At 69.3% G+C, this 24315-nt stretch carries 25 protein-coding genes; 2 read left to right on the plus strand and 23 right to left on the minus strand.

Annotated elements, in window-relative coordinates; genetic code table 11:
* Positions 1-3: 3 nt before the first annotated feature.
* The 16 genes from ACQ1W9_RS12325 to ACQ1W9_RS12400 all read right to left on the minus strand — a co-directional run bounded on the left by ACQ1W9_RS12325 (position 4) and on the right by ACQ1W9_RS12400 (position 14038).
* Positions 4-837 carry a sulfurtransferase gene (locus ACQ1W9_RS12325; RefSeq protein ID WP_431023639.1) on the minus strand — a complete coding sequence of 278 codons (834 nt, stop codon included), beginning with the start codon at positions 835-837 and terminating at the stop codon, positions 4-6.
* The gene (locus ACQ1W9_RS12330; protein WP_431023640.1) at positions 834-3041 is read right to left on the minus strand and encodes an ATP-dependent helicase; all 2208 of its coding nucleotides are present in this window, start codon (positions 3039-3041) and stop codon (positions 834-836) included. The genes ACQ1W9_RS12325 and ACQ1W9_RS12330 overlap by 4 nt, the downstream gene beginning before the upstream one ends.
* Positions 3032-3598 carry a DUF1285 domain-containing protein gene (locus ACQ1W9_RS12335; protein WP_431023641.1) on the minus strand — a complete coding sequence of 189 codons (567 nt, stop codon included), beginning with the start codon at positions 3596-3598 and terminating at the stop codon, positions 3032-3034. The genes ACQ1W9_RS12330 and ACQ1W9_RS12335 overlap by 10 nt, the downstream gene beginning before the upstream one ends.
* Positions 3599-3808: 210 nt before the next feature.
* Positions 3809-4654, minus strand: coding sequence for a TatD family hydrolase (locus ACQ1W9_RS12340; protein ID WP_431023642.1), 846 nt, complete (start codon positions 4652-4654; stop codon positions 3809-3811).
* Positions 4655-4733: 79 nt separating this feature from the next.
* Complete coding sequence (locus tag ACQ1W9_RS12345; RefSeq protein WP_431023643.1) at positions 4734-5069, minus strand: PilZ domain-containing protein; 336 nt, start codon at positions 5067-5069, stop codon at positions 4734-4736.
* 23 nt (positions 5070-5092) lie between these two features.
* Positions 5093-6082: a DNA polymerase III subunit delta' gene (locus tag ACQ1W9_RS12350; protein WP_431023644.1), complete on the minus strand. Its 990-nt coding sequence runs from the start codon at positions 6080-6082 to the stop codon at positions 5093-5095.
* Positions 6073-6726 (minus strand): dTMP kinase, encoded by a 654-nt coding sequence (tmk, locus tag ACQ1W9_RS12355; RefSeq protein WP_431023645.1) that lies wholly within the window; start codon positions 6724-6726, stop codon positions 6073-6075. Before tmk ends, ACQ1W9_RS12350 begins: the two co-directional genes overlap by 10 nt.
* Positions 6727-6756: 30 nt before the next feature.
* Positions 6757-7758 (minus strand): endolytic transglycosylase MltG, encoded by a 1002-nt coding sequence (gene mltG, locus ACQ1W9_RS12360; RefSeq protein ID WP_431023646.1) that lies wholly within the window; start codon positions 7756-7758, stop codon positions 6757-6759.
* A gap of 26 nt (positions 7759-7784) precedes the next feature.
* Positions 7785-8585, minus strand: coding sequence for an aminodeoxychorismate lyase (pabC, locus tag ACQ1W9_RS12365; protein WP_431023647.1), 801 nt, complete (start codon positions 8583-8585; stop codon positions 7785-7787).
* 8 nt (positions 8586-8593) lie between these two features.
* Positions 8594-9832: a beta-ketoacyl-ACP synthase II gene (fabF, locus tag ACQ1W9_RS12370; protein ID WP_346063152.1), complete on the minus strand. Its 1239-nt coding sequence runs from the start codon at positions 9830-9832 to the stop codon at positions 8594-8596.
* Between the two features lie 220 nt (positions 9833-10052).
* Positions 10053-10286, minus strand: coding sequence for an acyl carrier protein (acpP, locus tag ACQ1W9_RS12375; protein ID WP_016414620.1), 234 nt, complete (start codon positions 10284-10286; stop codon positions 10053-10055).
* A gap of 123 nt (positions 10287-10409) precedes the next feature.
* Positions 10410-11153: a 3-oxoacyl-ACP reductase FabG gene (gene fabG, locus ACQ1W9_RS12380; protein WP_431023648.1), complete on the minus strand. Its 744-nt coding sequence runs from the start codon at positions 11151-11153 to the stop codon at positions 10410-10412.
* Positions 11154-11195: 42 nt separating this feature from the next.
* Positions 11196-12146, minus strand: a complete 951-nt coding sequence (gene fabD / locus ACQ1W9_RS12385; RefSeq protein ID WP_431023649.1) for an ACP S-malonyltransferase — start codon at positions 12144-12146, stop codon at positions 11196-11198.
* A 106-nt stretch (positions 12147-12252) separates the two neighbouring features.
* On the minus strand, positions 12253-13269 hold the full coding sequence (gene plsX, locus ACQ1W9_RS12390) for a phosphate acyltransferase PlsX (protein WP_431023650.1): 1017 nt from the start codon (positions 13267-13269) through the stop codon (positions 12253-12255).
* 36 nt (positions 13270-13305) lie between these two features.
* The gene (gene rpmF / locus ACQ1W9_RS12395) at positions 13306-13476 is read right to left on the minus strand and encodes a 50S ribosomal protein L32 (protein ID WP_023005526.1); all 171 of its coding nucleotides are present in this window, start codon (positions 13474-13476) and stop codon (positions 13306-13308) included.
* Positions 13477-13510: 34 nt separating this feature from the next.
* On the minus strand, positions 13511-14038 hold the full coding sequence (locus ACQ1W9_RS12400) for a YceD family protein (RefSeq protein WP_346063156.1): 528 nt from the start codon (positions 14036-14038) through the stop codon (positions 13511-13513).
* Between the two features lie 115 nt (positions 14039-14153).
* On the opposite strand from ACQ1W9_RS12400, the gene ACQ1W9_RS12405 reads away from it, so the two are divergent.
* Positions 14154-14735 carry a Maf family protein gene (locus ACQ1W9_RS12405; protein ID WP_431023651.1) on the plus strand — a complete coding sequence of 194 codons (582 nt, stop codon included), beginning with the start codon at positions 14154-14156 and terminating at the stop codon, positions 14733-14735.
* Between the two features lie 272 nt (positions 14736-15007).
* Here the strand turns inward: ACQ1W9_RS12405 and sppA are convergent, their stop codons facing one another.
* From sppA to ACQ1W9_RS12420, 3 genes are read right to left on the minus strand one after another with little or no spacing between them, the layout of a single operon-like run.
* Positions 15008-16078, minus strand: coding sequence for a signal peptide peptidase SppA (gene sppA / locus ACQ1W9_RS12410; protein ID WP_431023652.1), 1071 nt, complete (start codon positions 16076-16078; stop codon positions 15008-15010).
* Positions 16079-16103: 25 nt separating this feature from the next.
* Entirely contained in the window at positions 16104-16754 is a 651-nt protein-coding gene (locus ACQ1W9_RS12415; RefSeq protein ID WP_431023653.1) for an HAD family hydrolase, read from the minus strand.
* A gap of 12 nt (positions 16755-16766) precedes the next feature.
* Positions 16767-17714, minus strand: a complete 948-nt coding sequence (locus ACQ1W9_RS12420; RefSeq protein WP_431023654.1) for an RluA family pseudouridine synthase — start codon at positions 17712-17714, stop codon at positions 16767-16769.
* A gap of 572 nt (positions 17715-18286) precedes the next feature.
* Between ACQ1W9_RS12420 and rne the strand changes: the two genes are divergently transcribed.
* Positions 18287-21574: a ribonuclease E gene (gene rne / locus ACQ1W9_RS12425; protein ID WP_431023655.1), complete on the plus strand. Its 3288-nt coding sequence runs from the start codon at positions 18287-18289 to the stop codon at positions 21572-21574.
* A gap of 242 nt (positions 21575-21816) precedes the next feature.
* Here the strand turns inward: rne and murB are convergent, their stop codons facing one another.
* Genes murB through ACQ1W9_RS12445 form a run of 4 tightly spaced genes read right to left on the minus strand, consistent with a single transcriptional unit; the run spans position 21817 to position 24315 of the window.
* Positions 21817-22851, minus strand: coding sequence for a UDP-N-acetylmuramate dehydrogenase (murB, locus tag ACQ1W9_RS12430; RefSeq protein WP_431023656.1), 1035 nt, complete (start codon positions 22849-22851; stop codon positions 21817-21819).
* Positions 22848-23324, minus strand: coding sequence for a low molecular weight protein-tyrosine-phosphatase (locus ACQ1W9_RS12435; protein WP_346063163.1), 477 nt, complete (start codon positions 23322-23324; stop codon positions 22848-22850). Before ACQ1W9_RS12435 ends, murB begins: the two co-directional genes overlap by 4 nt.
* Positions 23324-24115, minus strand: a complete 792-nt coding sequence (gene kdsB, locus ACQ1W9_RS12440; RefSeq protein WP_431023657.1) for a 3-deoxy-manno-octulosonate cytidylyltransferase — start codon at positions 24113-24115, stop codon at positions 23324-23326. Before kdsB ends, ACQ1W9_RS12435 begins: the two co-directional genes overlap by 1 nt.
* A complete protein-coding gene (locus ACQ1W9_RS12445) occupies positions 24112-24315 on the minus strand; it encodes a Trm112 family protein (protein ID WP_146802688.1) in 204 nt (67 codons plus the stop codon). Before ACQ1W9_RS12445 ends, kdsB begins: the two co-directional genes overlap by 4 nt.

Here is a 24315-nt window from a genome sequence, read left to right on the forward strand (position 1 = left end):
TGCCTAATGGGCCACGGGGCGGTCGGGATCGCGGATCCAGTCGCTCCAGGAGCCGGCGTAGAGCCGCGGCAGCGGCCGCCCGGCCACGGCGTAGGCGAGAATATTGTGGCAGGCGGTGACGCCGGAGCCGCAGTAGCCGACCTCGGCCTCGGGGAGCTCCCGGGCCAGCACCGCGGCGGGCCGGAAGTGCCCCTCGGCGGTCAGGTTGGCGGCGCTGGGATGACAACAGGCACCGGGGATATGCCCCGCCACCGGATCGATGGGCTCCTCCTCACCGCGAAAGCGTGCCTCGGCCCGGGCATCCACCAGACTCGGCGACTCGGCCTGCAGGTCTTCCGCCGTGACCCAGGCGCTGTCATCAAAAGACGGTGTCCAGTCGCCGGGCTCGACCGCCGGCGCCTCGCTCTCCGCCCCGCTTTCCGCCCCGATATCCAAGTCCCCGCCGGCGGCCTGCCAGGCGGACAGACCGCCGTCCAGCACCCGCACCGCCGGATGCCCCGCCCAGCAGGCCAGCATCCACCAGGCCCGGGCCGCCGCCAGTTGACCCCCCATATCGTCATAGAGCACCAGCGGCACCTCGGGGGTGATGCCCAGCCGTTGCAGGCTGGCCGTAAAGGCCTCGCGACTCGGTAGGGGGTGGCGCCCGCCCTCCCCCGGCGGTGCCGCCAGGTCGCGGTCCAGGTCCAGGTGCTGGCTGCCCGGCAGGTGACCCTGCCGCCACAGGTGGCGCCCCGCCTCGGGCTCCCCCAGGCGGGCACGACAGTCGAGGATGCGCGGCGGCGCCCCGGTCTCGATCAACCGGTGCAGCTCGTCGGCGGTAATCAGCGGATGAGTCATGCGGGGGCTCCCGGTAACCATTCGATGGGCGCACGGCGGGCGATCAGGCGTCGTCGGCCGGCCTGGGTAAAGCGTACCTCGATCACCGGGTCATGGGGTTCTCCCTCCACCACCAGCACCTCGCCCTCGCCGAAGACCGCATGGCGCAGGCGCTGCCCGGGGCGCGGCGCCGCCTCGCCCCGGTAGTCGGCGGCGGGGCTGGCCACCCCGGTCGCCGCCTCGGCGGCCAGCGGCAGCTCGATGCCCTGGCGGCGCAGGTAGTCCGCCACCAGCGGCGCCGCGGCGACTGGCAAGGGCTCGGTAATGGCCTGGGGCGCCGCCAGGGCCTCGGCCAGGCGGTTGCACTGGGCCCAGTGGGTCTCGGCGAGGAAGCGACTGGGCGGGTGTTCGCCGCCGTCGTGGAGCAGCAGCAGGCGCTCCCGGGCCCGGGTAATGGCCACGTAGTAGAGGCGCCGCTCTTCCTCCAGGCGCGCCTCGTCGAGGGGGTTGTCGCGACTGTAGTGGGGGAAATCTTCCTCGTTGGCGCCCCACAGGGCCACCAGGGGCCACTCCAGCCCCTTGGCGCCATGCACCGTGGTGATCAGCACCCCATCGTCGCGGTTCTCCACCGGGCTGCGCAACAGGGCGATAAAGGCCTCCGGGTCGCTGCCCAGCTCGGCGGCCTGCTCCACCAGCACGTCCAGCAGGCGCACGTCCTCCTCGCCCTTCTCGCGGCGTGCCGCGGCGCGCTTGAGCACCTTCTCGGCATCCAGGCGCTCCACCACATGGGTCAAGAGGCGATCCGCCGGCCAGCGCCCCCGCTTCGGCAGGTCGCAGAGCAGCTCCCAGCGCCGCTTGAGGTTGCGCCGCTGGATCGGCTTGAGGCCGGCCAGCAGCGGATCATGGCGCTCCGGGTAGGCCTGGGTCTCGGCCAGGTGGCGCACCAGGGCATGCAGGCGCTCATGGGGCACGAAGGGGGTCGGCTGGGCGAACAGCAGGGCGAGGCGCTCGGGGTCGCGCAGATGGCGCCCGTCCCGGGCCACCTCCAGGTAGCCGGCCAGGGCCTGCACCAGGGGCAGGCGGAAGACGAAGCGATCCTCCCGGCTCAGCCGGAAGGGAATGCCGGCGCGCAGCAGCGCCAGCTGCACCGGCACCGAGAGCGCCCAGCTGCGCACCAGCACGCAGGCCTCGTCGAGGCCACGGCCCCCACCCCGCCAGTCGCCCAGGGCCTCGACCAGGCGGGCGCTGCCCTGGGCCAGGTCGAGGCGGGTCCGGGGATTCTCCGGGGCCGCCAGGCAGAGCTGATTCGGGCGGCGCCGGTTGGCGGCGATGGCATGGTTGGCGGCCAGGGCCAGGGCATGACCGTGACGGAAGGTGGTGGAGAGCGGATAGTCCCGGGCCGCGCCGAAGGTGGCGGTGAAGTCCTCGAGCATGGTGTCCGGATGAGCGCCCCGCCACTCATAGATGCACTGGTTGGCATCCCCCACCGCCATCACCGCCGCCCGGTCGCCGGCCAGCATCGCCAGCAGGCGCTGCTGGGCGGCATTGATGTCCTGGTACTCGTCGATGATCACCTGATCGAGGTAACCCTGGACCCGGGCCTGGAGGCGCGGATCCGCCGCCAGCGCCGTCAGGGGGCGATAGAGCAGGTCCGCATAGGTCATCTGACCATGGTCGCCGAGCAGTTGCTCGGCATGGCCGTAGGCGGCGACGAAGTGGCGCGTCTCGGGCCCCAGGGCGAGCCGCTCGTAGAGCCGTTCCGGGGCCACCAGCTCGGCCTTGACCAGTTCGCAGAAGTGGCCGAAGGCCTCCAGGGTCTCCGGCTCCAGGGCGCCCTCGACCTCCGTCCCCTCCCCCAGGGCCTGGAGGGTCGCCTGGCGCAGCAGGCGCTCGCGCTGCCACTCCTGGGTGAGCAACTGACGGGGCGCCAGCACGCCCCAGCGAGTCAGACTTTGGGTCAGGCGGTGGCCCAGGGAGTGGAAGGTGCGCACGTCCGGCAGCGCCTGGCCGGCGGGGGCATGGCGGGCCAGCTTGGCGGTGAAATCCTCCCGCGCCGAGCGATTGAACATCAACACCAGCACTCGCTCCGGCGGCACGCCCCGGGCCAGCAGCTCCAGCACCCGGGCCACCAGGGTGGTGGTCTTGCCGGCCCCGGCCACCGCGGCGACCCGGGCATGCCCGTCCCGGTGGGCGACCACCGCCCGCTGCTCCTCGGTCAGTCGCATGCCACCTCGTTCCCGTCCGCGTCGAGGCAGCCCAGGGGATGCCAGTGACCACCGCTGGTCAGCCCCAGGGCCAGGATCTCGCCCTGCCGGCGGCTCTCGGCGGCCTCCACCAGGCGGTAGAAGAGCGGCCGATTGAGACGCCCGCAGAGCCCGTGGCGCAGGGCCAGCTCCGGCACCCGGGCGCCGTCGGGGGTCCGGCTCAGGGTCAAGGGGTGGTCGCCGTCCAGGCGCACTCGCTCCCCCACCTGGGTGGTCAGCCACCAGTCGCCGGTTTCGTCCCGGTCGGCGTCGACGATCAGCAGCGGCCGATCCACCACCCGGATCCGCCACTTCTCCTCGGGGCTCACCAGGTAGTGGTGACCGTCCGCCTCGCAGCGCAGCACGCTGGCCAGCAGGCGCACCAGGGCCGCCCGACGGATCGGCGTCCCCTCGTGGATCCAGTGGCCCTCGGCGTCGATCTCCAGGTCCATGTCGCCGCACAGGGGCGGATCCCAACGCTCCAGGGGCGGCGACGATCCCGGGGGCGCCAGATGGGCCAGCAGGGGTTCCAGGGACATGGGGCGGCTCCTTTTATCAGGACATGACGACCGGGTCGGGACCAGCCTAGCAGTCTGTCGGGTTTAGCCGATCGTCACGAGGATCACGGCTTTCGAGTCAAATTTATCGATCGATTGAGGCGAATAGCGAGCTATTTAACGAAATGGATCGAATGAAGTTGGCCGAAAGCCCGGGATTCGCAGTCGATCAGTGTTAAGTCCGACAGACTGCTAGATCAGGCCCGCCTGGGCCAGCGACTGGCGCACCTCGGCGGGGGCCTCCGGGGCGGCGGCGCGGAACAGTCGATAGAAGTTGGCAGTGGTCTGCATGGCCACCTCGTCGACGCTGATGCCGCGTTCGGTGGCGATCGCCTCGGCCACCTCCACCACCCACTGGGGCTCGTTGGGCTTGCCGCGGTGGGGCACCGGGGCCAGGTAGGGGCTGTCGGTCTCGATCAGCAGCCGGTCCAGGGGGATGCGCCGGGCCAGCTCGCGGATGGCGCCGGCGTTGCGGAAGGTGACGATGCCGGAGAGCGACACATAGAAGCCGTGGCGCACCGCCTCCCGGGCCATGTCCAGGTCCTCGGTGAAGCAGTGCAGCACGCCGCCCACCGCCGGGTCCACCTCGTCGCGGATCAGTGCCAGGGTGTCCTCCCGGGCCTCCCGGGTATGGATGATCACCGGCAACTCCAGCTCTCGGGCCGCCACCAGGTGGCGACGGAAGCGCTCGAGCTGGCGCTCCCGGGAGGGCACCTTCTCCGGGGTCTTGTCCAGGTAGTGGTAATCGAGGCCGGTCTCGCCGATGGCCACGGCGGCGTAGCGCTCGGCGCATTCGACGATATCGCTCACCTCGGGCTCGCGGGCGACGCCGTGCAACGGGTGCACGCCGGCGGAGATCACCACGTCGTCGTGGGCGCGGGCGATCTCGGCGATGCCGGGCACCTCGTCGAGGGTCACGGCGATGGCCAGGAACTGGCGCACGTCCCGGGCCCGGGCGGCCGCCAGGGCGGCCCCCAGGTCACCGTCGTGGGCGCTCAGGTCGAGGCGGTCGAGATGGCAGTGGGAATCAACAAACATGGGAGAAACACCGAAAAGAAAAATCCTATCGTGCCGACGATATCGGCAGGCGATAACCAATAATGACGCGCTTCTGGCGTTAGAGGGTGTAGGTCGGCGCGCCCGTGTCGAGCTGGCCGGCCAGATGGGTCTCGATGCGGTCGCGCACCGCCTGGTCCTCGGCGCGGAAATGCACGCCGATGCCCGGCACCCGTCGCCCGCTGACTCCCGGCGGCGAGATCCACACCACCTGGCCGGTGACCGGCAGGCGCTCGCTCTCACCGGGCAGGGTCAGCAGCAGGAAGACCTCCTGCCCCAGCTCGTAGCGCTCCTTGGTGGGCACGAAGATGCCGCCCCGCTCCAGGGAGGGCATATAGGCCGACAGCAGGGTCGGCACATCATGAATCGTCAACGACAGGGCCTTCTGTCCACTCATGGCACGCCTCCGGCAGGGAAAAGTCAGGAGCGCAGCAGCGCCGACCAGCGAATCAGCCAGGCCTCGAGGGCCAGCTGGGGATTGGGGTTGCCGCCACTGGCCACCAGGCGCCGTTGTTCTCGAGCGTAGTCCAGCAGGCGAAACCAGTCCTGGACCCTAGCGTTCTTGACCGCCTGGCGATAGAGGGCTAGCAGGTCCGGGTTGCGCAGGCGCCGCTCGTCCCCGGAGAGGCCGAAGCGAATCAGGTCCTCGAGCCAGTCGATACCATACCACAGCAGTTGCTCCAGCGGATGGCTACCCAGCCGGCTGGCCTCCGCCACCGGTTCGGCGCCGCGCACCAGGGCGTCGAAGGCCTCGTGGAGGTCCTGGCGCAGGGCGCGGGCCTCGGGGGCAGCCAGGGAGCGGGCCAGCAGGGGCGCGCCGCCCGCCACCCGCAACCAGAAGTCGGCCTGCTCCGGGTCCCCCAGCTCGCGGCCCAGCCACTCCCGGGCCGGCGCCGGCTCGGGCAGCCCCAGGGCGAGCTGCTGACAGCGGGAGCGAATGGTGGGCAGGATCCGCGACGGCACCTCCGCCAGCAGGATAAACAGGGTGCGCCCCCCCGGCTCCTCCAGGCTCTTGAGCAGGGCATTGGCGGCGGCCAGGTTCATGGCCTCCGCCGGGGCCAGCACGATCACCCGGTAGCCGCCCTGCTGGGCGGTCTGGGTAACGAAGGCGTTGACCTCGCGGATCGCATCGATGCGGATCAGCCGGCTCTTCTCGGCGGGGCTCACGCGCATCAGGTCGGGATGATAGCCGGAGACCAGCATGGCGCAGCCGTGACACTCGCCGCAGGCGAACTCCCCCGGGGCCTGGCAGAGGCTGCGCGCCACCAGGGCCTCGGCGAGGGCCTCGCCGCCCACCCCCGGCACCCCGGCCAGGAGCAGCGCATGGGGCAGGCGCCCGGCATCCTGACGGGCGACCAGCCCGCGCCAGAGTTCCTGCTGCCAGGGCAGCGGCCGGGGCATCAGCGCCATGCCGCCACCTCGGCTTCCAGGCGCGCGAGGATATCGGCCTGGACCCGCTCCAGGGGGCGGGCAGCATCGATCACCGTGATCCGCGCCGGCTCCGCCTGGGCCCGGGCCAGGTAGCCCCGGCGCACCCGCTCGAAGAAGGCGCCGCGCTCCTGCTCGAAGCGATCGCGCTCGCCGCCCTGGGCCGCCAGACGACCCGCCAGGCGCGCCTGGGAGGCGGCCAGCGGCATATCCAGCAGCAGGGTCAGATCGGGGCGCAGCTCGCCCTGCACCAGATGTTCGAGGGCGGCGATCTGCGTCATGTCGCCGCCGCGGCCGGCGCCCTGGTAGGCATAGGTGGCATCGGTGAAGCGGTCGCAGAGCACCCAGGCGCCGCGCTCCAGGGCCGGGCGGATCTTGCGGGCCAGGTGCTGGGCCCGGGCGGCGAAGACCAGCAGCAGCTCGGCGTCATCGCACAGGGGGTCGTCGCCATCCGTGGCCAGCAGCAGCTCGCGGATGCGCTCGGCGCCGGGGGTGCCGCCGGGTTCCCGGGTGGCCACCACCTCGATGCCCCGGGCCTCCAGCCAGGTGCGGATCAGGGCGCCATTGGTGGTCTTGCCGACCCCCTCGCCGCCCTCCAGGGTGATAAAGCGTCCGCGCCTCGACATAAGGGCTCCTTGGCTCGAGTGTGTGCGATGTTACCGGTTGCGGATATAGCGGTTCACCGCGTTATTGTGCTCGCGCAGGCTGCGCGAGAAGTGATGGGTGCCGTCGCCCCGGGCCACGAAATAGAGGGTCTCGCCGGGCAGCGGGTTCACCGCCGCCTCCAGGGCGGCCCGCCCCGGCATGGCGATGGGGGTGGGCGGCATGCCATCGATCACATAGGTGTTGTAGGGGGTCGTCTCGCGCAGGTCGGCATAGGTAATGCGCCCCTCGTAGCGCTCGCCCATGCCGTAGATCACGGTGGGATCGGTCTGCAACCGCATGCCCCGCTCCATGCGTCGCTTGAAGACGCCGGCGATCTCGCGACGCTCCTCCGGCGCCCCGGTCTCCCGCTCGATCAGCGAGGCCATGATCAGCGCCTCATAGGGGGTGTCGAGGGTCAGGTCATCGACCCGCTCGGCCCACACCTCCTCGAGAAGGGTCTCCATGCGACGATGCGCCTGCTGCAGGATCTCCAGGTCGCTGAGCCCCTTGTGGTAGCGGTAGGTATCGGGGAAGAACCAGCCCTCGGGATGCTCCCCTTCACGGCCCAGCAGGGCCATGATCTCGTCATCGCCAAGCTCGGCGGTTTCCTGGGCCAGCTTGGGCGCCTCGGCCAGGGCCTGGCGCAACTGGCGGAAGGTCCAGCCCTCGGGAATGGTCAGCGGGTAGGTGACCACCCGATCGCTGCCCAGCAGACTGATCAGCTCGCGCCCGCTCATGCCCGGCTCGAGCATATATTCGCCGACCCTCAACTGGGGTACGTTCTCCGGCTCCAGCCGGGTCAACAGGCGAAAGGCCCACTCGTCGGCGATGATCTCGCCGGCGGCGAGCTCGCTTACCACCCGATGGTAGCCAGCTCCCCGGGGCACCTCATAGAGGGTCGGCTCGTCGATAGCGATGGGCGCCGCGAGTCGACTCTGCCAATAGTAATGGCCTCCCACCAGCAGGGCCGCACCCAGTGCCAGCAGGATCGCCAGGAGTTTCACCACACGCATGGAACACACCTCAAAAGATGGCAGGATCAGGGGGCAGGATAACCCAGCAGCGGATGCGCCAGGGCCGGCAGCTCGCCCAGCACCGCCCCCGGGGACCAGCGCTTGAGGCAGCGGCCATCGGCGGCGTCGAGCCGGACCAGGGGCCAGACCCCCTGCACCGAGTTGAGCAGCCACACCGCCTCGGCCTCCTCCAGCACCTCGGGGCCGACACGCACCCGATGAATGGGGTGGCGCGCGCCGAGCTCGGCCAGCAGGGTGCCGGCCACGCCGCAGCGGCTCAGGTCCGGCGTCTCGAGCCGCCCGCCCCGACGCCACACCAGGTTCATGCAGGTGGCCTCCACCAGCCGGCCGTCGCTGTCGCAGAGCAGCCCCTCGGCGATGGCCGGGTCCGACCACTCGCCGCGGGCCAGGACATTCTCCAGCCGGTTGAGGTGCTTGAGCCCGGCCAGGGCCGGCTGAATGCCCAGGCGCAGGGCGCAGTGGCGCGCCCGCACCCCGCTCCAGCGCTCGGGGCGGGGGACGAAGTCACTGAGCTGCCAGCGCAGCCGCGGGCTGGGTGTCTCGGGCGCCAGGTAGCCCCGCCCTCCCCCGCCCCGGGTGACGATCAGCTTGAGTACCTTGAGGCCGACCCCGGCCTGGGCCGGCAGGGCCTCCAGGCCCTCGGGCATGGCGAAGCCGAGCCGCTCGCAGCCCCGGGCCAGGCGCGCCAGATGGGCCTCCCAGAGCAGCGGCCGGCCATCGCGCACCAGCACCGTCTCGAAGAGGCCGTCGCCATAGGCGAGCCCCCGGTCATCCAGGGGCAGCGGGGCCTGGGCATCCTCCCACATGGGCGAGCCTAGACGCGGGTGAAGACCAGGGAGCCGTTGGTGCCACCGAAGCCGAAGGAGTTGGACAGGGCCACCTCGATACGCTTCTCCTGGGCACTCTGGGGCACATAGTTGAGCACGCAGCCCTCCTGGGGGTTGTCCAGGTTGATGGTGGGCGGCGCCACCTGGTCGCGAATCGCCAGGATGCTGAACACCGCCTCCACCGCCCCGGCGGCGCCCAGCAGGTGGCCGATCATCGACTTGGTGGAGCTCACCGCCACCGACTTGGCGGCCTCGCCCATCACCCGCTCCACGGCACGACTCTCGGCCAGGTCCCCGGCGGGGGTGGAGGTGCCGTGGGCATTGATGTAATCGACGCGGGAGGCATCGATACCGGCATCCAGGATGGCGTTGCGCATGGCGGCCGCCGCGCCGCTGCCGTCCTCCGGCGGCGCCGTCATATGGTAGGCGTCGTCGCTCATGCCGAAGCCGGCCACCTCGGCATAGATGGTGGCACCGCGGGCCTTGGCGTGCTCGTACTCTTCCAGCACCAGCACCCCGGCACCGTCGGAGAGCACGAAGCCGTCGCGGTCGCGGTCCCAGGGACGGCTGGCGGCCTGGGGATCATCGTTGCGGGTGGAGAGCGCCCGGGCCGCGGAGAAACCGCCCAGCCCCAGGGGGGTGGTGGCCATCTCGGCGCCGCCACAGACCATCACGTCGGCATCGCCGTAGGCGATGGTGCGCGCCCCATAGCCGATGTTATGGGTGCCGGTGGTGCAGGCGGTGGTGATGGCGATATTGGGGCCCTGGAAGCCATGCTGGATGGCCAGGTTGCCGGAGATCATATTGATGATGGAGCCCGGCACGAAGAAGGGCGAGATGCGTCGTGCGCCGCCCTTGTTCAGGGCATTATGGTTGTGCTCGATCATCGGCAGGCCGCCGATGCCGGAGCCGATGGCCACGCCGATGCGGTGGGCATTGGCCTCGCCACACTCGATGCCGGCATCCTCGATGGCCTGGGATCCCGCGGCGATGCCGTACTGGATGAACAGGTCCATCTTGCGGGCATCCTTGGGGTTCATATAAGGACTCACATCGAAGTCCTTGACCGACCCCCCGAAGCGGGTATTGAAACCGCTCACATCGAAGTGCTCGATGGGGGCGATCCCGCTCTTGCCGGCAACGATATTGTCCCAGCTTTCCTTGACGCTGTTACCTACGGGTGTCACCAGACCGAGCCCGGTCACCACGACCCTTCTACGAGGCATCTGCTTTCCTCCAGACGTGTTGGGTGGCACGGCCAAGACGCTACTACCGGCAGCGTGCCGCATCTGCGCGCATTATACCCGACCAACGCCCCGCATGGGATGGGGAGTCGTCACTGACCGGAGCGCAAAAACGCGCGGGAGCCGCCCTGAACCAGGACGACTCCCGCGACGAAGCCTGACGGGGCTCCGTTACGCCGCCGCGAAGGCGGCACACCCAGGCTTACTGGTGGGCGTTGACGTAGTCGATCGCTTCCTGAACGGTAGTGATCTTCTCGGCCTCTTCGTCGGGGATTTCGGTGTCGAATTCCTCTTCGAGCGCCATCACCAGTTCCACGGTGTCCAGGGAGTCGGCACCCAGGTCTTCGGTGAAGGAAGAGGTGTTCTGGATATCTTCTTCCTTGACGTTCAGGCGTTCGGCCACAACCTTCTTCACGCGCTCTTCGATAGTGCTCATTCTCAAGTCACTCCAATCGTTCAAATAAGCCGCACGGAACCCCGTACGAAATCCGCAAGCGAAGCTGCGGGGTAGTTTATAGACCGCACCTGAGGGACGCAACAGATGCGTCCCCCGGATGGATCAGCGCATATTCATCCCGCCGTTGACCTGCAGGGTCTCGCCGGTGATATAGCCCGCCGCCTCGCTGGTCAGGAAACCCACGGCGGCGGCGATCTCCTCGGGCTGGCCGAGCCGGCCGAGGGGAATCTGGGTGAGCAGGGCCTCATGCTGTGCTTCGGGCAGGGCCTCGGTCATGTCGGTGGCGATAAAGCCCGGGGCCACCGAATTGACGGTGATGGCGCGGCTCGCCACTTCCCGGGCCAGGGCACGGGCGAAGCCCTCCATGCCCGCCTTGGCGGCGGCATAGTTGGCCTGACCCAGGTTGCCCATGGTGGCCACCACCGAACTGATATTGACGATGCGACCGAAGCGCGCCTTGGTCATGCCGCGCAGGCACGCCTTGCTGACCCGGTAGACCGACTTGAGGTTGGCGTCCATCACCGCATCCCACTCGTCTTCCTTCATGCGCATCAGCAGGTTGTCGCGGGTGATGCCGGCGTTATTGACCAGGATGGTGGGCGCCCCATAGGTCTCGTTGATCGCCTTGAGTACCGCCTCGATGCTGGCCGGATCGGTGACATCCAGGCACATGCCGGTGCCTTCGATGCCCTGAGCCTGGAGGTCGGCGGCGATCCGCTCGGCACCCGAGTCGCTGGTGGCGGTGCCGATCACGATGCGGCCCTGGCGGCCCAGCTCATGGGCGATGGCGCGGCCGATGCCACGACTGGCGCCGGTAACCAGGGCAATTCTGCGTTCGCTCGTCATAGTGAATCCTGAAAAAGTTTGAGTCGTCGTTGTTATGGGGCCTTAACCGGCCAACTCGCGGGCCAGCTCGAGGGCCGTTTCCAGGCTATCCGGATCATTGATAGCCACCCCCTTGCTGCCCCGCACGATACGCTTGCCGAGACCGGTCAACACCTTGCCCGGGCCACACTCCACGAACAGCTCGGCGCCTTCGCCGGCCATGGCCTCGACGCACTCGGTCCAGCGTACCGGACGATAGAGCTGCTCCACCAGGCGGGTGCGCAGGACGCTCAGGTCATCGTGAGCCCGGGCATCCACGTTCTGCACCACGGTATAACGGGGCGCGCGCAGCTCGATACGTTCCATGGCCGCGGCCAGACGTTCGGCGGCCGGACGCATCAGCTCGCAGTGGGAAGGCACCGACACCGGCAGCGGCAGGGCCCGCTTGGCACCGGCCTCCTGGCACAGGGCGATGGCCCGCTCCACCGCGGCCTTGGCCCCGGCGATCACCACCTGGCCGGGCGCATTATAGTTGACCGCAGCCACCACGCCAGCGTCCGCGGCCTGGCGACAGGCCGTTTCCACGGCGGCATTCTCCAGGCCCAGCACCGCGGCCATGGCGCCTTCGCCGGCGGGCACGGCCTCCTGCATCGCCTCGCCGCGCAGGCGCACCAGCCTGATGCCTTCGGCGAAGGTCATCACCCCGGCGCAGACCATGGCGCTGTATTCGCCCAGGCTATGACCGGCCATGGCACTGGGACGCGGCCCCTCCAGCTCCTGCCAGACCCGCCAGGTGGCGACGCTGGACGCCAGCAGCGCCGGCTGGGTGCAGGCGGTGGCATTCAGGGCCTCGGCGGGACCTTCCTGCACCACATGCCAGAGGTCGTAGCCGAGGGCCTCCGAGGCCTCCTCGAAGGTGGTACGTACCACGCTGTAGCGCTCGGCGAGCTCCCGCAGCATGCCGACCTGCTGGGAACCCTGCCCAGGGAAGACGAGGGCCAAGGATTGGGTCATGACTATCACCTTTGCGTATTTTATTCGTCGATTCAGCGGGTTCCGATCCCGCTATCGTCTCGGTCGCCCGCGGCCGAGACGATAGCCGACCGCCCACCCGGATCGGTCAAGCCCGACAGCCTCCCAGGGCCTGCTCCAGGTGCCCCGGCAACTCCCGGCGCCCCTCTTCGACGGCCCGCGCCACCGCATAGGCGAAGCCCTCGGCACTGGCGCCGCCATGGCTCTTGACCACGATGCCCTTCAGGCCCAGCAGGCTGGCCCCATTGTAGCGCACCGGATCGAGCTCACTCTTGAGCCGGCGCAGGGCCGGACGCGCCAGGGCCGCCACCAGGCGCCCACTCCAGCGCGTCTCGAAGGCCCGCTGCACCCGCTCCACCAGCAGCCTGGCCAACCCCTCGCTGGCCTTGAGCACCGCGTTGCCGACGAAGCCGTCGCAGACCACCACGTCGACCTCGCCGGCGAAGATATCGCCGCCCTCGACGAAGCCGCGATAGTCCAGGCCTGCCCACTCGCGCAACCGGGCATCCGCCTCGCGCACGCTGGCCGGCCCTTTGGTGCCCTCCACCCCGACGTTGAGCAGCGCCACCCGGGGCGCGGCCAGGCCATCGATACAGCGCGCCATGGCCTCGCCGAGGCGGGCAAAATCCACCAGCCGCGCCGCCGGCGCATCCACGTTGGCGCCCAGGTCGAGCAGATAGCAATGGCCGCCACGCCGCGTCGGAATGGCGGTACTGATGGCGGGGCGCGGAATCCCCTCCACCATGCCCAGCTCGCGGCGCGCCAGGGCCATCAGGGCCCCGGTATTGCCGGCACTGACCCCGGCATCGGCCTGCCCTCGAGCCACGCACTCCAACATCATGGCCAGGCTGGTGTCGCGAGGCGCACGCAGGGCCGCCGAAGGCCGCATGGCCTGATCGATCACATGGGGGGAGTGGCAAAGGGAGAGGCGAGCGCCGTACCGCGCCAGCCGCTTGGGCAGGGCGTCGAGTTCGGCAGCGAGCCGCTGTTCGGGTCCGAACAGGAAAACATCGAGGGCGGGATTGGCCGCCAGGGCCAGGGCCGCCCCCTGCACGGTGGCACGGGGACCCAAGTCCCCGCCCATCGCATCGATGGCGAGTCTCACGCCCGGCTGTCGAGCGTCGCCAAGGATGACGCCGACTTAAGCGTCGACGACCTTGCGGCCACGGTAGAAGCCGTCCGGGGAGACGTGGTGGCGCAGGTGAGTGGTGCCGGTTTCCTTGTCCTGGGACAGGGCCGGGGCGCTCAGGGCGTCGTGGCTACGACGCATGCCGCGCTTGGAACGGGTCTTGCGGTTCTGTTGGACAGCCATGGGTGTATCACTCCAGAGTGCTTCGTCAATGAAATCAGTGTTTGCCTTTCAGGGTGCGTAGCACCTCGAAAGGACTGGCAGCAGGCTTTTCCGAGGCCTCGGAGTCCGCCCCGCTGGTCAGCTGGTCGCGAGAGACGCGGCACTGCGCCTCATCGTGGTAAACCACCTGGGGCAGGCTCAGGAGGAGTTCATCCTCGACCACCGTCAGGAGGTTCAGCTGTTCGTTCTCCACCAAGACCGGCTCGAGGTAGCCGGGCAGGTTCGCCGCCTGGGCGTCGCCGCTGACCACCCCCAGCTGGAAATGGCTCTCGACCCGGGTCGCCATCGGCGTCAGGCAGCGCCGACACGGCAGGCTGACCTCGGCCTCGAGCCAGCCTTCGATGGTGCGTCGACCCTGGGGGTCGATGGCGAAGTCGAGGCGCACCTGGCAGTGCCCCGTCTGGGCACCGGCCTCATCCACCAAACGCGACAAGGCATCCAGCGCCAGCTGGCCCTGAAGGCTTTCACCATTGGCGGCCAGCCGGTGCGGCTCGACCTGTCGGGGGAGTTGAGTCTTGGACATAGGCGCGCAATGATAGGCACTCCCCCCGCCCCTGTCAAAGCGCGTATTGCCGCCTGTCGAGCGAAGGCCGATTAAATCATCCAGGGGCGATCACTCGTAACGACACGGAGCCCCTATGACGCGACTGGTTCTGGCCTCGCAATCCCGCTGGCGTCGCCAGCTGCTCGACCGCCTGCAGCTCCCCTACGCCTGGGCCAGCCCCGCCATCGACGAGACCCCACGCCCGGGCGAGTCCCCCCAGGCCCTGGTACATCGCCTGTCGCTGGCCAAGGCCAGCCGCCTGGCCGAGGATTATCCGGCCCATCTGATCATCGGCTCTGACCAGGTCGCCCTGTTCGACGGCGAGATCCTCGGCAAGCCTGCCGACGAGGCCGCCGCCCGAGCCCAGTTGGCGCGTTTCTCCGGGCATCGTGTGCGCTTTCTCACCGGCCTGGCGTTGCTGGATACCGCCGCCGGCCGCCACTGGGTCTGCCACGAGCCCTTCGACGTGCACTTCCGCCGCCTGAGCGAGGCGGAGATCGCCACCTATATCGAGCGTGAGCGCCCCCTGGAATGCGCCGGCAGCTTCCGCATGGAAGGCCTGGGCATCACCCTCTTCGAGCGTCTGGAGGGCGACGACCCTAATAGCCTGATCGGCCTGCCGCTGATTCGCCTCTGCGCCCTGCTACGGGAAGCGGGACTGGATCCGTTGACATAAGGATGAAGAGGGAAGGCCGGCGCTGCGTGCCTGGAAGAAGGGACAGGAGCACGCAGGATACGACGTCGAGGAAGGTCGGAGAGCGACTTCGCCGGGACGCCGACGCGAAGCGAGCCGGATAGCGCAAATCGACAGGGATGTCGATTTAGAACGTGCGCGTCTGCGAGCGGCAAGAGGGACCTTGGTCCGCTTCGAGCGCGTAGGCCGGCTCGCGCAGCGCCGGGGTTTCGTCCCGGCGCGAAGCGAAACCGACCTTTCCGACGTCCCTCATGTCAAGGGAGCTGGTAGCGCAGCGGCGACTGGGTGGTGGGCAGGCCGACCCACTCGGCGGCGACGCGGCCGAAGTGGCGGGTCAGGCGCTCGAAGGGATCCAGGCGCGGGGTGTAGTCCTGCATCCGCTCGATGCCCATCTCGCGGGCCAGGCCATCGAGGCTCTGCAGCCCGTCCACCAACCCCAGTTCGATCCCCTGCTCGCCGCTCCACACCAGGCCGGAGAAGAGTTGTGGATCGTCACCCAGGCGCTCGCCGCGCCCCTCGCGCACCGCCTCGATAAATTGCCAGTGGGTGGTCTCCAGCACCTCCTGCCAGAAGCTCGCCTGCTCCGGGGCGATGGCCGAGAAGGGGTCGAGGAAGGCCTTGTTATCGCCGGCGGCGAAGACCCGCCGCTCCACGCCCAGGCGCTCGATGGCCTCCTCCAGCCCGAAGCTGGCGAAGATCACCCCGATGGAGCCCACCAGGCTGGCCGGGGCGGCATAGATCTCGTCGGCGGCGGCGGCAATATAATAGGCTCCGCTGGCGCCGATATCCTCGATCACCGCATAGATCGGCTTGTCGCCCTGCTCGCCCAGGCGGCGAATCTCCTCGTAGATGCGCTGGGACTGCACCGGGCTGCCCCCGGGACTGTCGATATGCAGCACCACCGCCGCCGCGGACTCGGCCTCCCAGGCCCGGTTGAGCCCCTCGATAATACGCTCGGCGCTGGCCGGCGACTCGCTGTCGATCACCCCCTTGACCTCCACCACCCCCAGATGGCGCTCGGTGATCGCCGCCGGCTGGCCGGCGACGAAGACCCCGTAGAGGGTGGTGCCCAGGGAGGCGAGGATCAGCGCCGCGAAGAAGAAGCGGAAGAACAGCGTCCAGCGCCGCGAGCGGCGCTGCTCCGCCAGCACCCCGCCCACCCAGCGGTCGAGCATCTCCACCTGGGCCAGGCGCTGGCGTTCGCGCAGGGTCTCGGCATCCTCGCCGGAAGGCACCCCGCTCCCGGCGGCCGCCTGCCGAGGCGTCTCGCCGGGCTTGATTTCCGGGCCCTGGGTCCAGCGATCATCGGGCTTGTCATCACTCATGGCATCCTGCTCCTCAATCCACGATTCACTGGTGCAACCAGTCGATCAGCGTCTCGAAGCGCTCGGCCACGAAGGTGGGCCGGCTCGCCGCCAGCCGCTCCGGGGCATGCACTCCGTAGGTGACCGCGACACGGTCCATCTTCAGGGCCCGGGCCATCTCCAGGTCATACTCGGTATCGCCCACCATCAGCGCCTCCTCCACCGGCACCGCCAGCTCCTCCAGCAGTTCCTCGAGCATCAGCGGGTGGGGCTTGGAGCGGGTCTCGTCGGCGGTGCGGCTGGCGTGGAACCAGGCGCCACTGCCGTTGGCGGCGAATACCCGGTTCAGGCCGCGACGACTCTTGCCGGTGGCCACCGCCAGGCGCTGCTCGGGGCGCCCGCGCAGCCGCGCGATGCCCTCCTCCACCCCGGGGAAGAACGCCATGGGCGTGTGGTCGGCGGCGACGAAGTGGTGGGTATAGCGCTCGCGCAGCCGCTCGGCCTGCTCCGGCGCGATACCCGGGCACATCCTGGCGATCGCCTCCGGCAACCCCAGGCCGATGATATCGCGGACACTGTCGGCGGCAAGCTCGCCCCAGCCGGCATCCCGGGCCGCCGCCTGCATGCAGCCGACGATCCGCGACTCCGAGTCCATCAGGGTGCCGTCCCAGTCGAAAATAATCAGTCGATAACGCATGAGATCCTCAACTCAGGAGAGGGTGCGAGCACGGCGCAACACCGTCTCCAGCTCCTCCCCCAGGGGCGCCTTGATCTGCACCGGGCGCCCGCTGGTGGGTTCGGGAAAGGTCAGGGCGGCGGCATGCAGGAAGAGCCGTCCCAGGCCCAGCCGCCGCGCCAGCACCGCCCCCTCCCGGGAGCCATACTTGTCGTCGCCCAGCAGCGGATGGCCGGCGTGGGCGGCATGCACGCGGATCTGGTGGGTGCGCCCGGTGACCGGCTCCGCCTCCACCAGGGTGGCGCCGCCGAAGGCCTCGCGCACCGCGAAGCGGGTCCGCGACACCTTGCCCTCCGGGTCGACCCGCACCCGGCGCTCGCCGTTGCCCGCCTCATAGCGGTCGAGGCGCGCGCTCACATAGTCGCGCCGCGCCGGCCAGCGCCCGGCCACCAGCGCCAGGTACTGCTTGTCCATCTGGCGCTGCTTGAGGGCATTGTTGAGGGAGAGCAGCGCCGGCCGCGACTTGGCCAGCAACAGGCAGCCGGAGGTATCGCGATCCAGGCGATGCACCAGCTCCAGGAAGTCGAGATCCTCGCGCACCTGGCGCAGCGCCTCGATCAAACCGATCTTGACCCCGCTACCGCCGTGCACGGCGAGCCCCGAGGGCTTGTTGATCACCAGCCAGTCACGCCCCTCCAGCAACACATTGCCGGCCAGCAGGTTGCGCAGGCTTTCGCTGACCTCGCGCACCGCCTCCTCGGGGGCCAGGCGCAGCGGCGGAATGCGCACCACATCACCCAGGACCAGGCGGTAGTCCGCCTTGACCCGCTTCTTGTTGACCCGAACCTCGCCCTTGCGCACGATGCGATAGACCAGGGTCTTGGGGGCCCCCTTGAGACGGGTGCGCAGGAAATTATCGATGCGCTGACCCACCTGGCCCTCGGCGACTTCCACCCACTGCACCTCGCGCCCTTCGGCCATGCACTCTACTCCTGTCGAACCCGTGGAAAACCCCTAGTCTACCGCACTCCCGGGCCGCTGAGGTCAATTGCTGCACCCACCTATTGCTGTTATATTCCGAAGTCGCTCAGATGGGCGACAAGCGCCCGGCGATTGCGCCTGCCTCATCGACACGCAGGCCCGAGCGACGGATCGAGTGACCGCGGTATTGCCACGGCGATATCACGGCACCGAAAGCGAAAGAACAGAATTGCAACGCCACGCCCGCCCCGGCCGTTCACTTCCTGGCATGGAATGGCGACCGGGCACGGGAGTTAACAACAGCGTGCCGAAGGCCGGCGTTGGCGAATCGATGAATGCCAGGTGTTGGTGGTGACCGCGGAACCGGATGAGACGACCTCACCGAGACATGTTCCGCCTCCACCCCGTACTCAACATGGTCATGCCGTACCGGCGGCGCTACAAGGCTCCGGATATGGCCGGGCGCACACGCATCCGCGACATGCGCTGAGCACAAGCACGCTGCACCCAGCGGTTCGTCGACGCCGTTGCTCGAGGGCTGCCTGCCGGCACGCCCCAACAAGCGAGACGACATGAAACGGATGCTCATCAATGCGACCCAGCCGGAAGAGCTGCGCGTCGCCCTGGTCGATGGACAACGCCTCTACGACCTGGACATCGAATCCGGTGCCCGGGAACAGAAGAAAGCCAATATCTACCGCGGCAAGATCACCCGCGTCGAACCCTCCCTGGAAGCCGCCTTCGTCGATTTCGGCGCCGAGCGCCATGGCTTCCTGCCCCTCAAGGAAATCTCCCGCGACTACTTCATCAAGGAGCCGTCCGGCCGCCCCAGCATCAAGGAGGTGCTGAAGGAGGGTCAGGAGGTCATCGTCCAGGTCGACAAGGAGGAGCGCGGCAACAAGGGCGCCGCCCTGACCACCTTTATTTCCCTGGCCGGCCGCTTCCTGGTGCTGATGCCCAACAACCCCCGCGCCGGCGGTATCTCGCGGCGCATCGAGGGCGAGGAGCGCAGCCAGCTCAAGGAGGCCATGGGCCAGCTGACGATGCCGGAGAAGATGGGCGTGATCGTGCGCACCGCCGGTATCGGCCGCTCCGCCGAGGAGCTGCAGTGGGACCTGGACTACCTGGTGCAGGTGTGGGAGTCGATCACCGAGGAGGCCGGCAAGCGCCCCGCCCCCTTCCTGATCTACCGCGAATCCAACGTCATCATCCGCGCCATGCGCGACTACCTGCGCCAGGATATCGGCGAGGTGCTGATCGACAGCGAGGCGATTCACCAGGAGGCGCTGGGCTTTATCCGCCAGGTGATGCCCTCCTACCAGCAGAAGATCAAGCTCTACGCCGACGAGGTGCCGCTGTTCTCGCGCTTCCAGATCGAGTCGCAGATCGAGACCGCCTATGAGCGGGAAGTGAAGCTGCCCTCCGGCGGCTCCATCGTCATCGACCACACCGAGGCGCTGGTCTCCATCGATATCAACTCCGCCCGGGCCACCCGTGGCAGCGATATCGAGGAGACCGCCCTGCAGACCAACAGCGAGGCCGCCGACGAGATCGCCCGCCAGCTGCGCCTGCGGGATATCGGCGGCCTGGTGGTGATCGACTTCATCGACATGAGCCCGGCGCGCAACCAGCGCGAGGTCGAGAACCGCATGCGCGACGCCCTCAAGCTGGACCGCGCCCGGGTGCAGATCGGCCGCATCTCGCGCTTCGGCCTGATGGAGATGTCGCGCCAGCGCCTGCGCCCCTCCCTGGGCGAGACCAGCGGCGTGGTCTGCCCGCGCTGCAACGGCCAGGGCACCATCCGCGACGTGCGCTCCCTGTCGCTCTCCATCATGCGCCTGATCGAGGAAGAGGCCATGAAGGAGCGCAGCGCCCAGATCCGCGCCATCCTGCCGGTGCCGGTGGCCACCTACCTGCTCAACGAGAAGCGCCGGGTGCTGGCCGATATCGAGCGCCGCCAGGGGGTCCAGGTGGTGCTGCTGCCCAACCCGGAGATGGACACCCCCCACTACGATGTCCAGCGCCTGCGCGACGACCACCTGAGCGAACAGGACGACAGCGACAAATCCAGCTTCGAGCTCTCCACCGATACCGAGGTGGGCAAGGAGCCGGATCCCTCCTTCGAGAAGCCGGCGCCCCGTGCCGAGGCCGCGGTCAAGAGCGTGACCCATAACGCCCCGGCGCCGGCCTCCCTGCGCGAAGAGCCCAGCACCCCGACCCCGGAGCCGGCCAAGCCCCAGGCGCAACCGGCCCCCCAGGCCCCGTCGAAGCCCCAGGCCCCATCGAAGCCCCAGGCGGCGGCCCCCGCCGAGGGCGGCGGCCTGATTTCCCGCCTGGTCAAGGGGCTGGGCAAGCTGCTGGGCGGCGAGGCCGAGAGCCGCGATGCCGGTCAGGGCGAGCGCCAGGCCAAGCCTGAGCCCCCCCAGGCCCGCCAGGACAGCCGCGGCGACCGCCAACCCCGCGGTGGCAGCCGCCGCGGTCGCCAGGGCCAGGGGGGCCGCCAGCCCCAAGAGAGCCGTCAGGCTCAGGACGGTCGTCAGGAGAAGCGTCAGGACGGCGACAGCCGCCGCGACGAGGGGCGAAGCCAGAGCCAGCGGGATAACCGCCGTGGCGGTCGTGGCGATGCCGACTCGCGCCAGGACAACCGGGGTGGCCGTGGCCGCAACCGCCAGGACGACAACCGTCGTCAGGGCGGGGATACCAAGCCCGGCCGCGACGCCGGCAAGCCGGAGGCCAAGACCGAGGCCCCCAAGTCGGCGCCCCGCGCTCAGGAGAAGGCCCAGGACAAGCCCCAGGAAAAGGCCGAGACCAGCGGCGAGCCCAAGCGCATCCGCAATAACCCGCGCCAGCGCTCCCGCCAGCACGCCATCAACCCCCAGGCCGAGGCCGAGCAGCAGAAACTGCTAGCCCAGGCCCAGCAGGAGGGCGAGCAGGCCGAAGCCAAGCCCGAGGTAAAGCAAGAGGCTAAGCAAGAACCCAAGGCCGAGGCGCCCAAGCAGCCGGAAGCCAAGCCGGAGCCCAAGGCCGAAGCGCCCAAGCAGCCGGAAGCCAAGCCCGAGCCGAAGGCCGAAGCCAAGCAACAAGCACCGAGCGACACCAAAGCTCAGCAGGTCAAGCCGGAAGCCAAGGCCCAAGACGCTAAGCCGGAAGCCAAGGCCGAAGCCAAACCCGAGGCCAAGCAGCCGGAGGCCAAGCAGCCGGAAGCCAAGGCCCAGGACGCTAAGCCCGAGGCTAAAGCCGAAGCCAAGCCCGAGCCCAAGCAGCCGGAGGCCAAGGCCCAGGAAGCTAAACCCGAGGCTAAAGCCGAAGCTAAGCCAGAAGCCAAGCCCGAGCCCAAGCAGCCGGAAGCCAAGCCGGAGGCCGAGGCAGCCAAGCAGCCCGAGCCCAAGGCCGAGGTGAAGCAAGAACCGAAGCCTGAGGCCAAGGCTCAGCAGGCCAAGCCGGAAGCCAAGGCAGAAGCGCCCAAGCAGCCGGAAGCCAAGCCGGAGGCCGAGGCAGCCAAGCAGCCCGAGCCCAAGGCCGAGGTGAAGCAAGAACCGAAGCCTGAGGCCAAGGCTCAGCAGGCCAAGCCGGAAGCCAAGGCAGAAGCGCCCAAGCAGCCGGAACCTAAGGCCGAAGCCAAGCCGGAGGCCAAGGCCCAGGAAGCCAAGCCCGAGGTGAAGCAAGAGGCCGAGGCGAAGACCGAAGCCAAGCCGGAGCCCAAGGCTCAGGAAGAGGCCGAAGCCAAGGCCGAGGCTGCCCAGCAGGCCGAAGCCAAGCCGGCGGCCGCCGAGGCTGCACCGACTCGGCGCCGCCGTCGTCGGGCGCATAACGATCCCCGCGAGCAGCGTCGCCGGGAGCAGGCTGAAGACGGCCAGTAAGGCGCAGGCCCCGCCTCGTGCGGGGTCCTGATCCAACGACAAGGCCCGTGGCGATTGCCACGGGCCTTTGTCATTAGGGGCCGGGAATACTAGGGGAAACACTGATTTATTGCTGCGCTCGATATCCTGGCCGCCGGCGGTGCTCAAAATCCTCATTTAACACCACGTAAACTCCGGTTTTTGCGCTCCGGCGGCGACCAGCCTCTCTTCGCTCACGACATAAATCAGCGCTTCCCTAGGGGTCAGTCGAAGCGGCCCATCAACCGCGGCTCCCGCTCCAGCACCACCCCGAAACGGCTGCGTACCCGCTCGGCGACCCGCTCGGCGAAGGCCAGCAGGCCCCGGGCATCGCCACCACCATGGTGCACCAGCACCAGGGCCTGGCGCTCGTGGACCCCGAAGGGCCCCTCCCGCCAGCCCTTGAGGCCACACTGGTCGATCAGCCAGCCGGCGGCCAGCTTGACCTTCCCTTCCGGCTGCGCAAAATGCGGCATCGTCGGATGGTCTTTGATCAACGCCTCGGCCAGCGGCCCGGGCACCACCGGGTTCTTGAAGAAGCTGCCGGCATTGGGCAGTGCCAGGGGGTCGGGCAGCTTCTCGCGGCGAATGGCGCAGACCGCCTCGGCCACCGCCAGGGGACTCGGTTCCCCCTCGACCCGGCGCCCCAGGTCGCCGTAGTCGAGCCTGGGCCGGGGACGCGTCGAGAGCCGCAGGCGCAGATGGGTGATCATCACCCGGCCGGCCAGCTCGCCCTTGAAGAGGCTGTCGCGATAGCCGAAGGCGCACTCCCCCACGCCCAGGGTCTCGGCGCGGCCATCATCCAGGTAACGCAGCTCCACCGCTTCCAGCACCTCGGCCAGCTCGACCCCGTAGGCGCCGATATTCTGGATGGGAGCGGCGCCGCACTGCCCCGGGATCAGCGCCAGGTTCTCCAGGCCCCAGAGGCCGCGAGCGGCCATGGCCATCACCAGGGCGTGCCAGTCGTGGCCCGCCGCCACCCGGACCCCGACGCTGCCGTCGGCTCCCGGGGTCAGTTCGCAGTCGGCGAAACCGGGCTGCAGCACCAGGCCGTCCAGGTGCGGGGCGAGGATCAGGTTGCTGCCGCCGCCCAGCAGGCTCACCGGCCAGCCCCGCTGCGCGGCCAGGGCCAGGGCCGGGGCCAGCTCGGCTTCCCGGGACAGGCGCATAAAGTGCGCCGCCCGAGCGCTCAGCCCCAGGGTATTCAGGCCGTCCAGGGCGTGGTCATGGCGCAACTCGGGATATGACGCCTCGCTCACGACCGAGCCTCCAGGCGACGTTCGAGCTCCGCCACCAGGCCATCGGCGGCGGCTTCCACCAGGTCGAGGACGCGATCGAAACCCTCGGCGCCGCCATAGTAGGGATCGGGCACCGCCTGGCCGGGGCTGCCGGCGAAATCGAGGAAGAGACCGAGGTGTGCCCGGCAGCCGGCGGGACAGCGCGCCTCGAGCTCCGCCAGATTGGCGTGATCCATGGCCAGCAGGTAGTCGAAGGCGTGGAAGTCGTCATCATGCAGCTGGCGGGCGCGCAGCGCCGAGAGGTCGTAGCCGCGGGTCGCGGCGGCGGCCCGGGTGCGCGGATCCGGCGCCTTGCCGATATGCCAGCCGCCGGTGCCGCAGGAGTCCACTTCGACCCGCTCGGCGAGTCCCGCGGCACTCAGGCGCTGGCGGAAGACGCCCTCGGCGGTGGGCGAGCGGCAGATATTGCCCAGGCAGACGAAGAGTACCCGCATCACCCCTGATCCCCCAGCCCTTCCACCAGGGCCCGTACCCGGGCCAGGTCCTCGGCGGTATCGACACCGGCGGGATGGGGCTCCCGGGTCAGGGCCACCAGGATGCGCCGACCATGCTGGAGGGCACGCAGCTGCTCCAGCTGTTCCAGTTGCTCCAGGGGGGTGGGCCGCCAGTCGCGGTAGTCGCGCAGGAAGCCGGCACGGTAGGCATAGAGGCCGATATGGCGCAACCAGCCATCGGTGCTCAGCCGCTCCGGGCGGACGGCGAAGGCGTCGCGATCCCAGGCCTCTCTATCCCAGGGGATGGGCGCCCGGGAGAAGTAGAGGGCGGCGCCGCTCAGGTCCCGCACCACCTTGACCACATTGGGGTTGAAGAGCGTCTCCACGTCCTGGATCGGCTCCGCCAGGGTGGCCATGGCCGCCGTGCCGTCATCCGCCAGGCGCTGGACCACCTGGTCGATCAGCGCCGGCGGCAGCAGCGGCTCGTCGCCCTGCACATTGACCAGGATCGCCGCGTCGTCCAGGCCCAGCAGATCCGCCACCTCGGCCAGGCGGTCGGTGCCGGAGGGATGATCGGCGCGGGTCATCAGCGCCTCGCCCCCCGCCGCCTCGACCGCCTCGCGGATACGTTCGTCGTCGGTGGCCACCACCACCCGATCGGCGCCGCTGGCCCGGGCCTGGCGCCAGACCCGCACCACCATGGGCTCGCCGGCGATTTCCAGCAGCGGCTTGCCGGGCAGCCGCGAGGAGGCATAGCGGGCCGGAATCACCGCGATCACCTCCTGGCTCATGGCGTCGCCCCCGGCCCCTTGCCGAGCTTCTCGTCCACGTCCATGACCCGGGCTTCCTCCTCCAGCATCACCGGGATGCCGTCGCGAATCGGGAAGGCCAGGCCGTCATAGTGGCACCGGAGTTCGGCGGCCTCGCGGTCGTACTTGAGCTTGCCCTGGCAGAGCGGGCAGACCAGCATGGCCAGCAGTTCCTTGTCCAT

The sequence above is a fragment of the Halomonas sp. H5 genome (genome assembly GCF_050613175.1).
Taxonomy (GTDB): Bacteria; Pseudomonadota; Gammaproteobacteria; order Pseudomonadales; family Halomonadaceae; genus Bisbaumannia; species Bisbaumannia salifodinae.

Excerpts from the sequence above, each read along its gene's own strand:
- ACQ1W9_RS12335 (WP_431023641.1), bottom strand. The coding sequence starts at position 3,598 with ATGTCCCTGGAACCCCTGCTGGCCCATCTGGCGCCCCCGGGATCGTCG.
- ACQ1W9_RS12340 (WP_431023642.1), bottom strand. The coding sequence starts at position 4,654 with ATGTTTGTTGATTCCCACTGCCATCTCGACCGCCTCGACCTGAGCGCC.
- fabF (WP_346063152.1), bottom strand. The coding sequence starts at position 9,832 with ATGCCTCGTAGAAGGGTCGTGGTGACCGGGCTCGGTCTGGTGACACCC.
- rpmF (WP_023005526.1), bottom strand. The coding sequence starts at position 13,476 with ATGGCTGTCCAACAGAACCGCAAGACCCGTTCCAAGCGCGGCATGCGT.
- ACQ1W9_RS12400 (WP_346063156.1), bottom strand. The coding sequence starts at position 14,038 with ATGTCCAAGACTCAACTCCCCCGACAGGTCGAGCCGCACCGGCTGGCC.
- rne (WP_431023655.1), top strand. The coding sequence starts at position 18,287 with ATGAAACGGATGCTCATCAATGCGACCCAGCCGGAAGAGCTGCGCGTC.
- ACQ1W9_RS12345 (WP_431023643.1), bottom strand. The coding sequence starts at position 5,069 with ATGAGTGGACAGAAGGCCCTGTCGTTGACGATTCATGATGTGCCGACC.
- ACQ1W9_RS12415 (WP_431023653.1), bottom strand. The coding sequence starts at position 16,754 with ATGCGTTATCGACTGATTATTTTCGACTGGGACGGCACCCTGATGGAC.
- ACQ1W9_RS12325 (WP_431023639.1), bottom strand. The coding sequence starts at position 837 with ATGACTCATCCGCTGATTACCGCCGACGAGCTGCACCGGTTGATCGAG.
- ACQ1W9_RS12435 (WP_346063163.1), bottom strand. The coding sequence starts at position 23,324 with ATGCGGGTACTCTTCGTCTGCCTGGGCAATATCTGCCGCTCGCCCACC.
- fabG (WP_431023648.1), bottom strand. The coding sequence starts at position 11,153 with ATGACGAGCGAACGCAGAATTGCCCTGGTTACCGGCGCCAGTCGTGGC.
- fabD (WP_431023649.1), bottom strand. The coding sequence starts at position 12,146 with ATGACCCAATCCTTGGCCCTCGTCTTCCCTGGGCAGGGTTCCCAGCAG.
- sppA (WP_431023652.1), bottom strand. The coding sequence starts at position 16,078 with ATGAGTGATGACAAGCCCGATGATCGCTGGACCCAGGGCCCGGAAATC.
- kdsB (WP_431023657.1), bottom strand. The coding sequence starts at position 24,115 with ATGAGCCAGGAGGTGATCGCGGTGATTCCGGCCCGCTATGCCTCCTCG.
- ACQ1W9_RS12445 (WP_146802688.1), bottom strand. The coding sequence starts at position 24,315 with ATGGACAAGGAACTGCTGGCCATGCTGGTCTGCCCGCTCTGCCAGGGC.
- ACQ1W9_RS12330 (WP_431023640.1), bottom strand. The coding sequence starts at position 3,041 with ATGCGACTGACCGAGGAGCAGCGGGCGGTGGTCGCCCACCGGGACGGG.
- ACQ1W9_RS12405 (WP_431023651.1), top strand. The coding sequence starts at position 14,154 with ATGACGCGACTGGTTCTGGCCTCGCAATCCCGCTGGCGTCGCCAGCTG.
- pabC (WP_431023647.1), bottom strand. The coding sequence starts at position 8,585 with ATGTGGGAGGATGCCCAGGCCCCGCTGCCCCTGGATGACCGGGGGCTC.
- acpP (WP_016414620.1), bottom strand. The coding sequence starts at position 10,286 with ATGAGCACTATCGAAGAGCGCGTGAAGAAGGTTGTGGCCGAACGCCTG.
- mltG (WP_431023646.1), bottom strand. The coding sequence starts at position 7,758 with ATGCGTGTGGTGAAACTCCTGGCGATCCTGCTGGCACTGGGTGCGGCC.
- tmk (WP_431023645.1), bottom strand. The coding sequence starts at position 6,726 with ATGTCGAGGCGCGGACGCTTTATCACCCTGGAGGGCGGCGAGGGGGTC.
- ACQ1W9_RS12420 (WP_431023654.1), bottom strand. The coding sequence starts at position 17,714 with ATGGCCGAAGGGCGCGAGGTGCAGTGGGTGGAAGTCGCCGAGGGCCAG.
- ACQ1W9_RS12350 (WP_431023644.1), bottom strand. The coding sequence starts at position 6,082 with ATGGCGCTGATGCCCCGGCCGCTGCCCTGGCAGCAGGAACTCTGGCGC.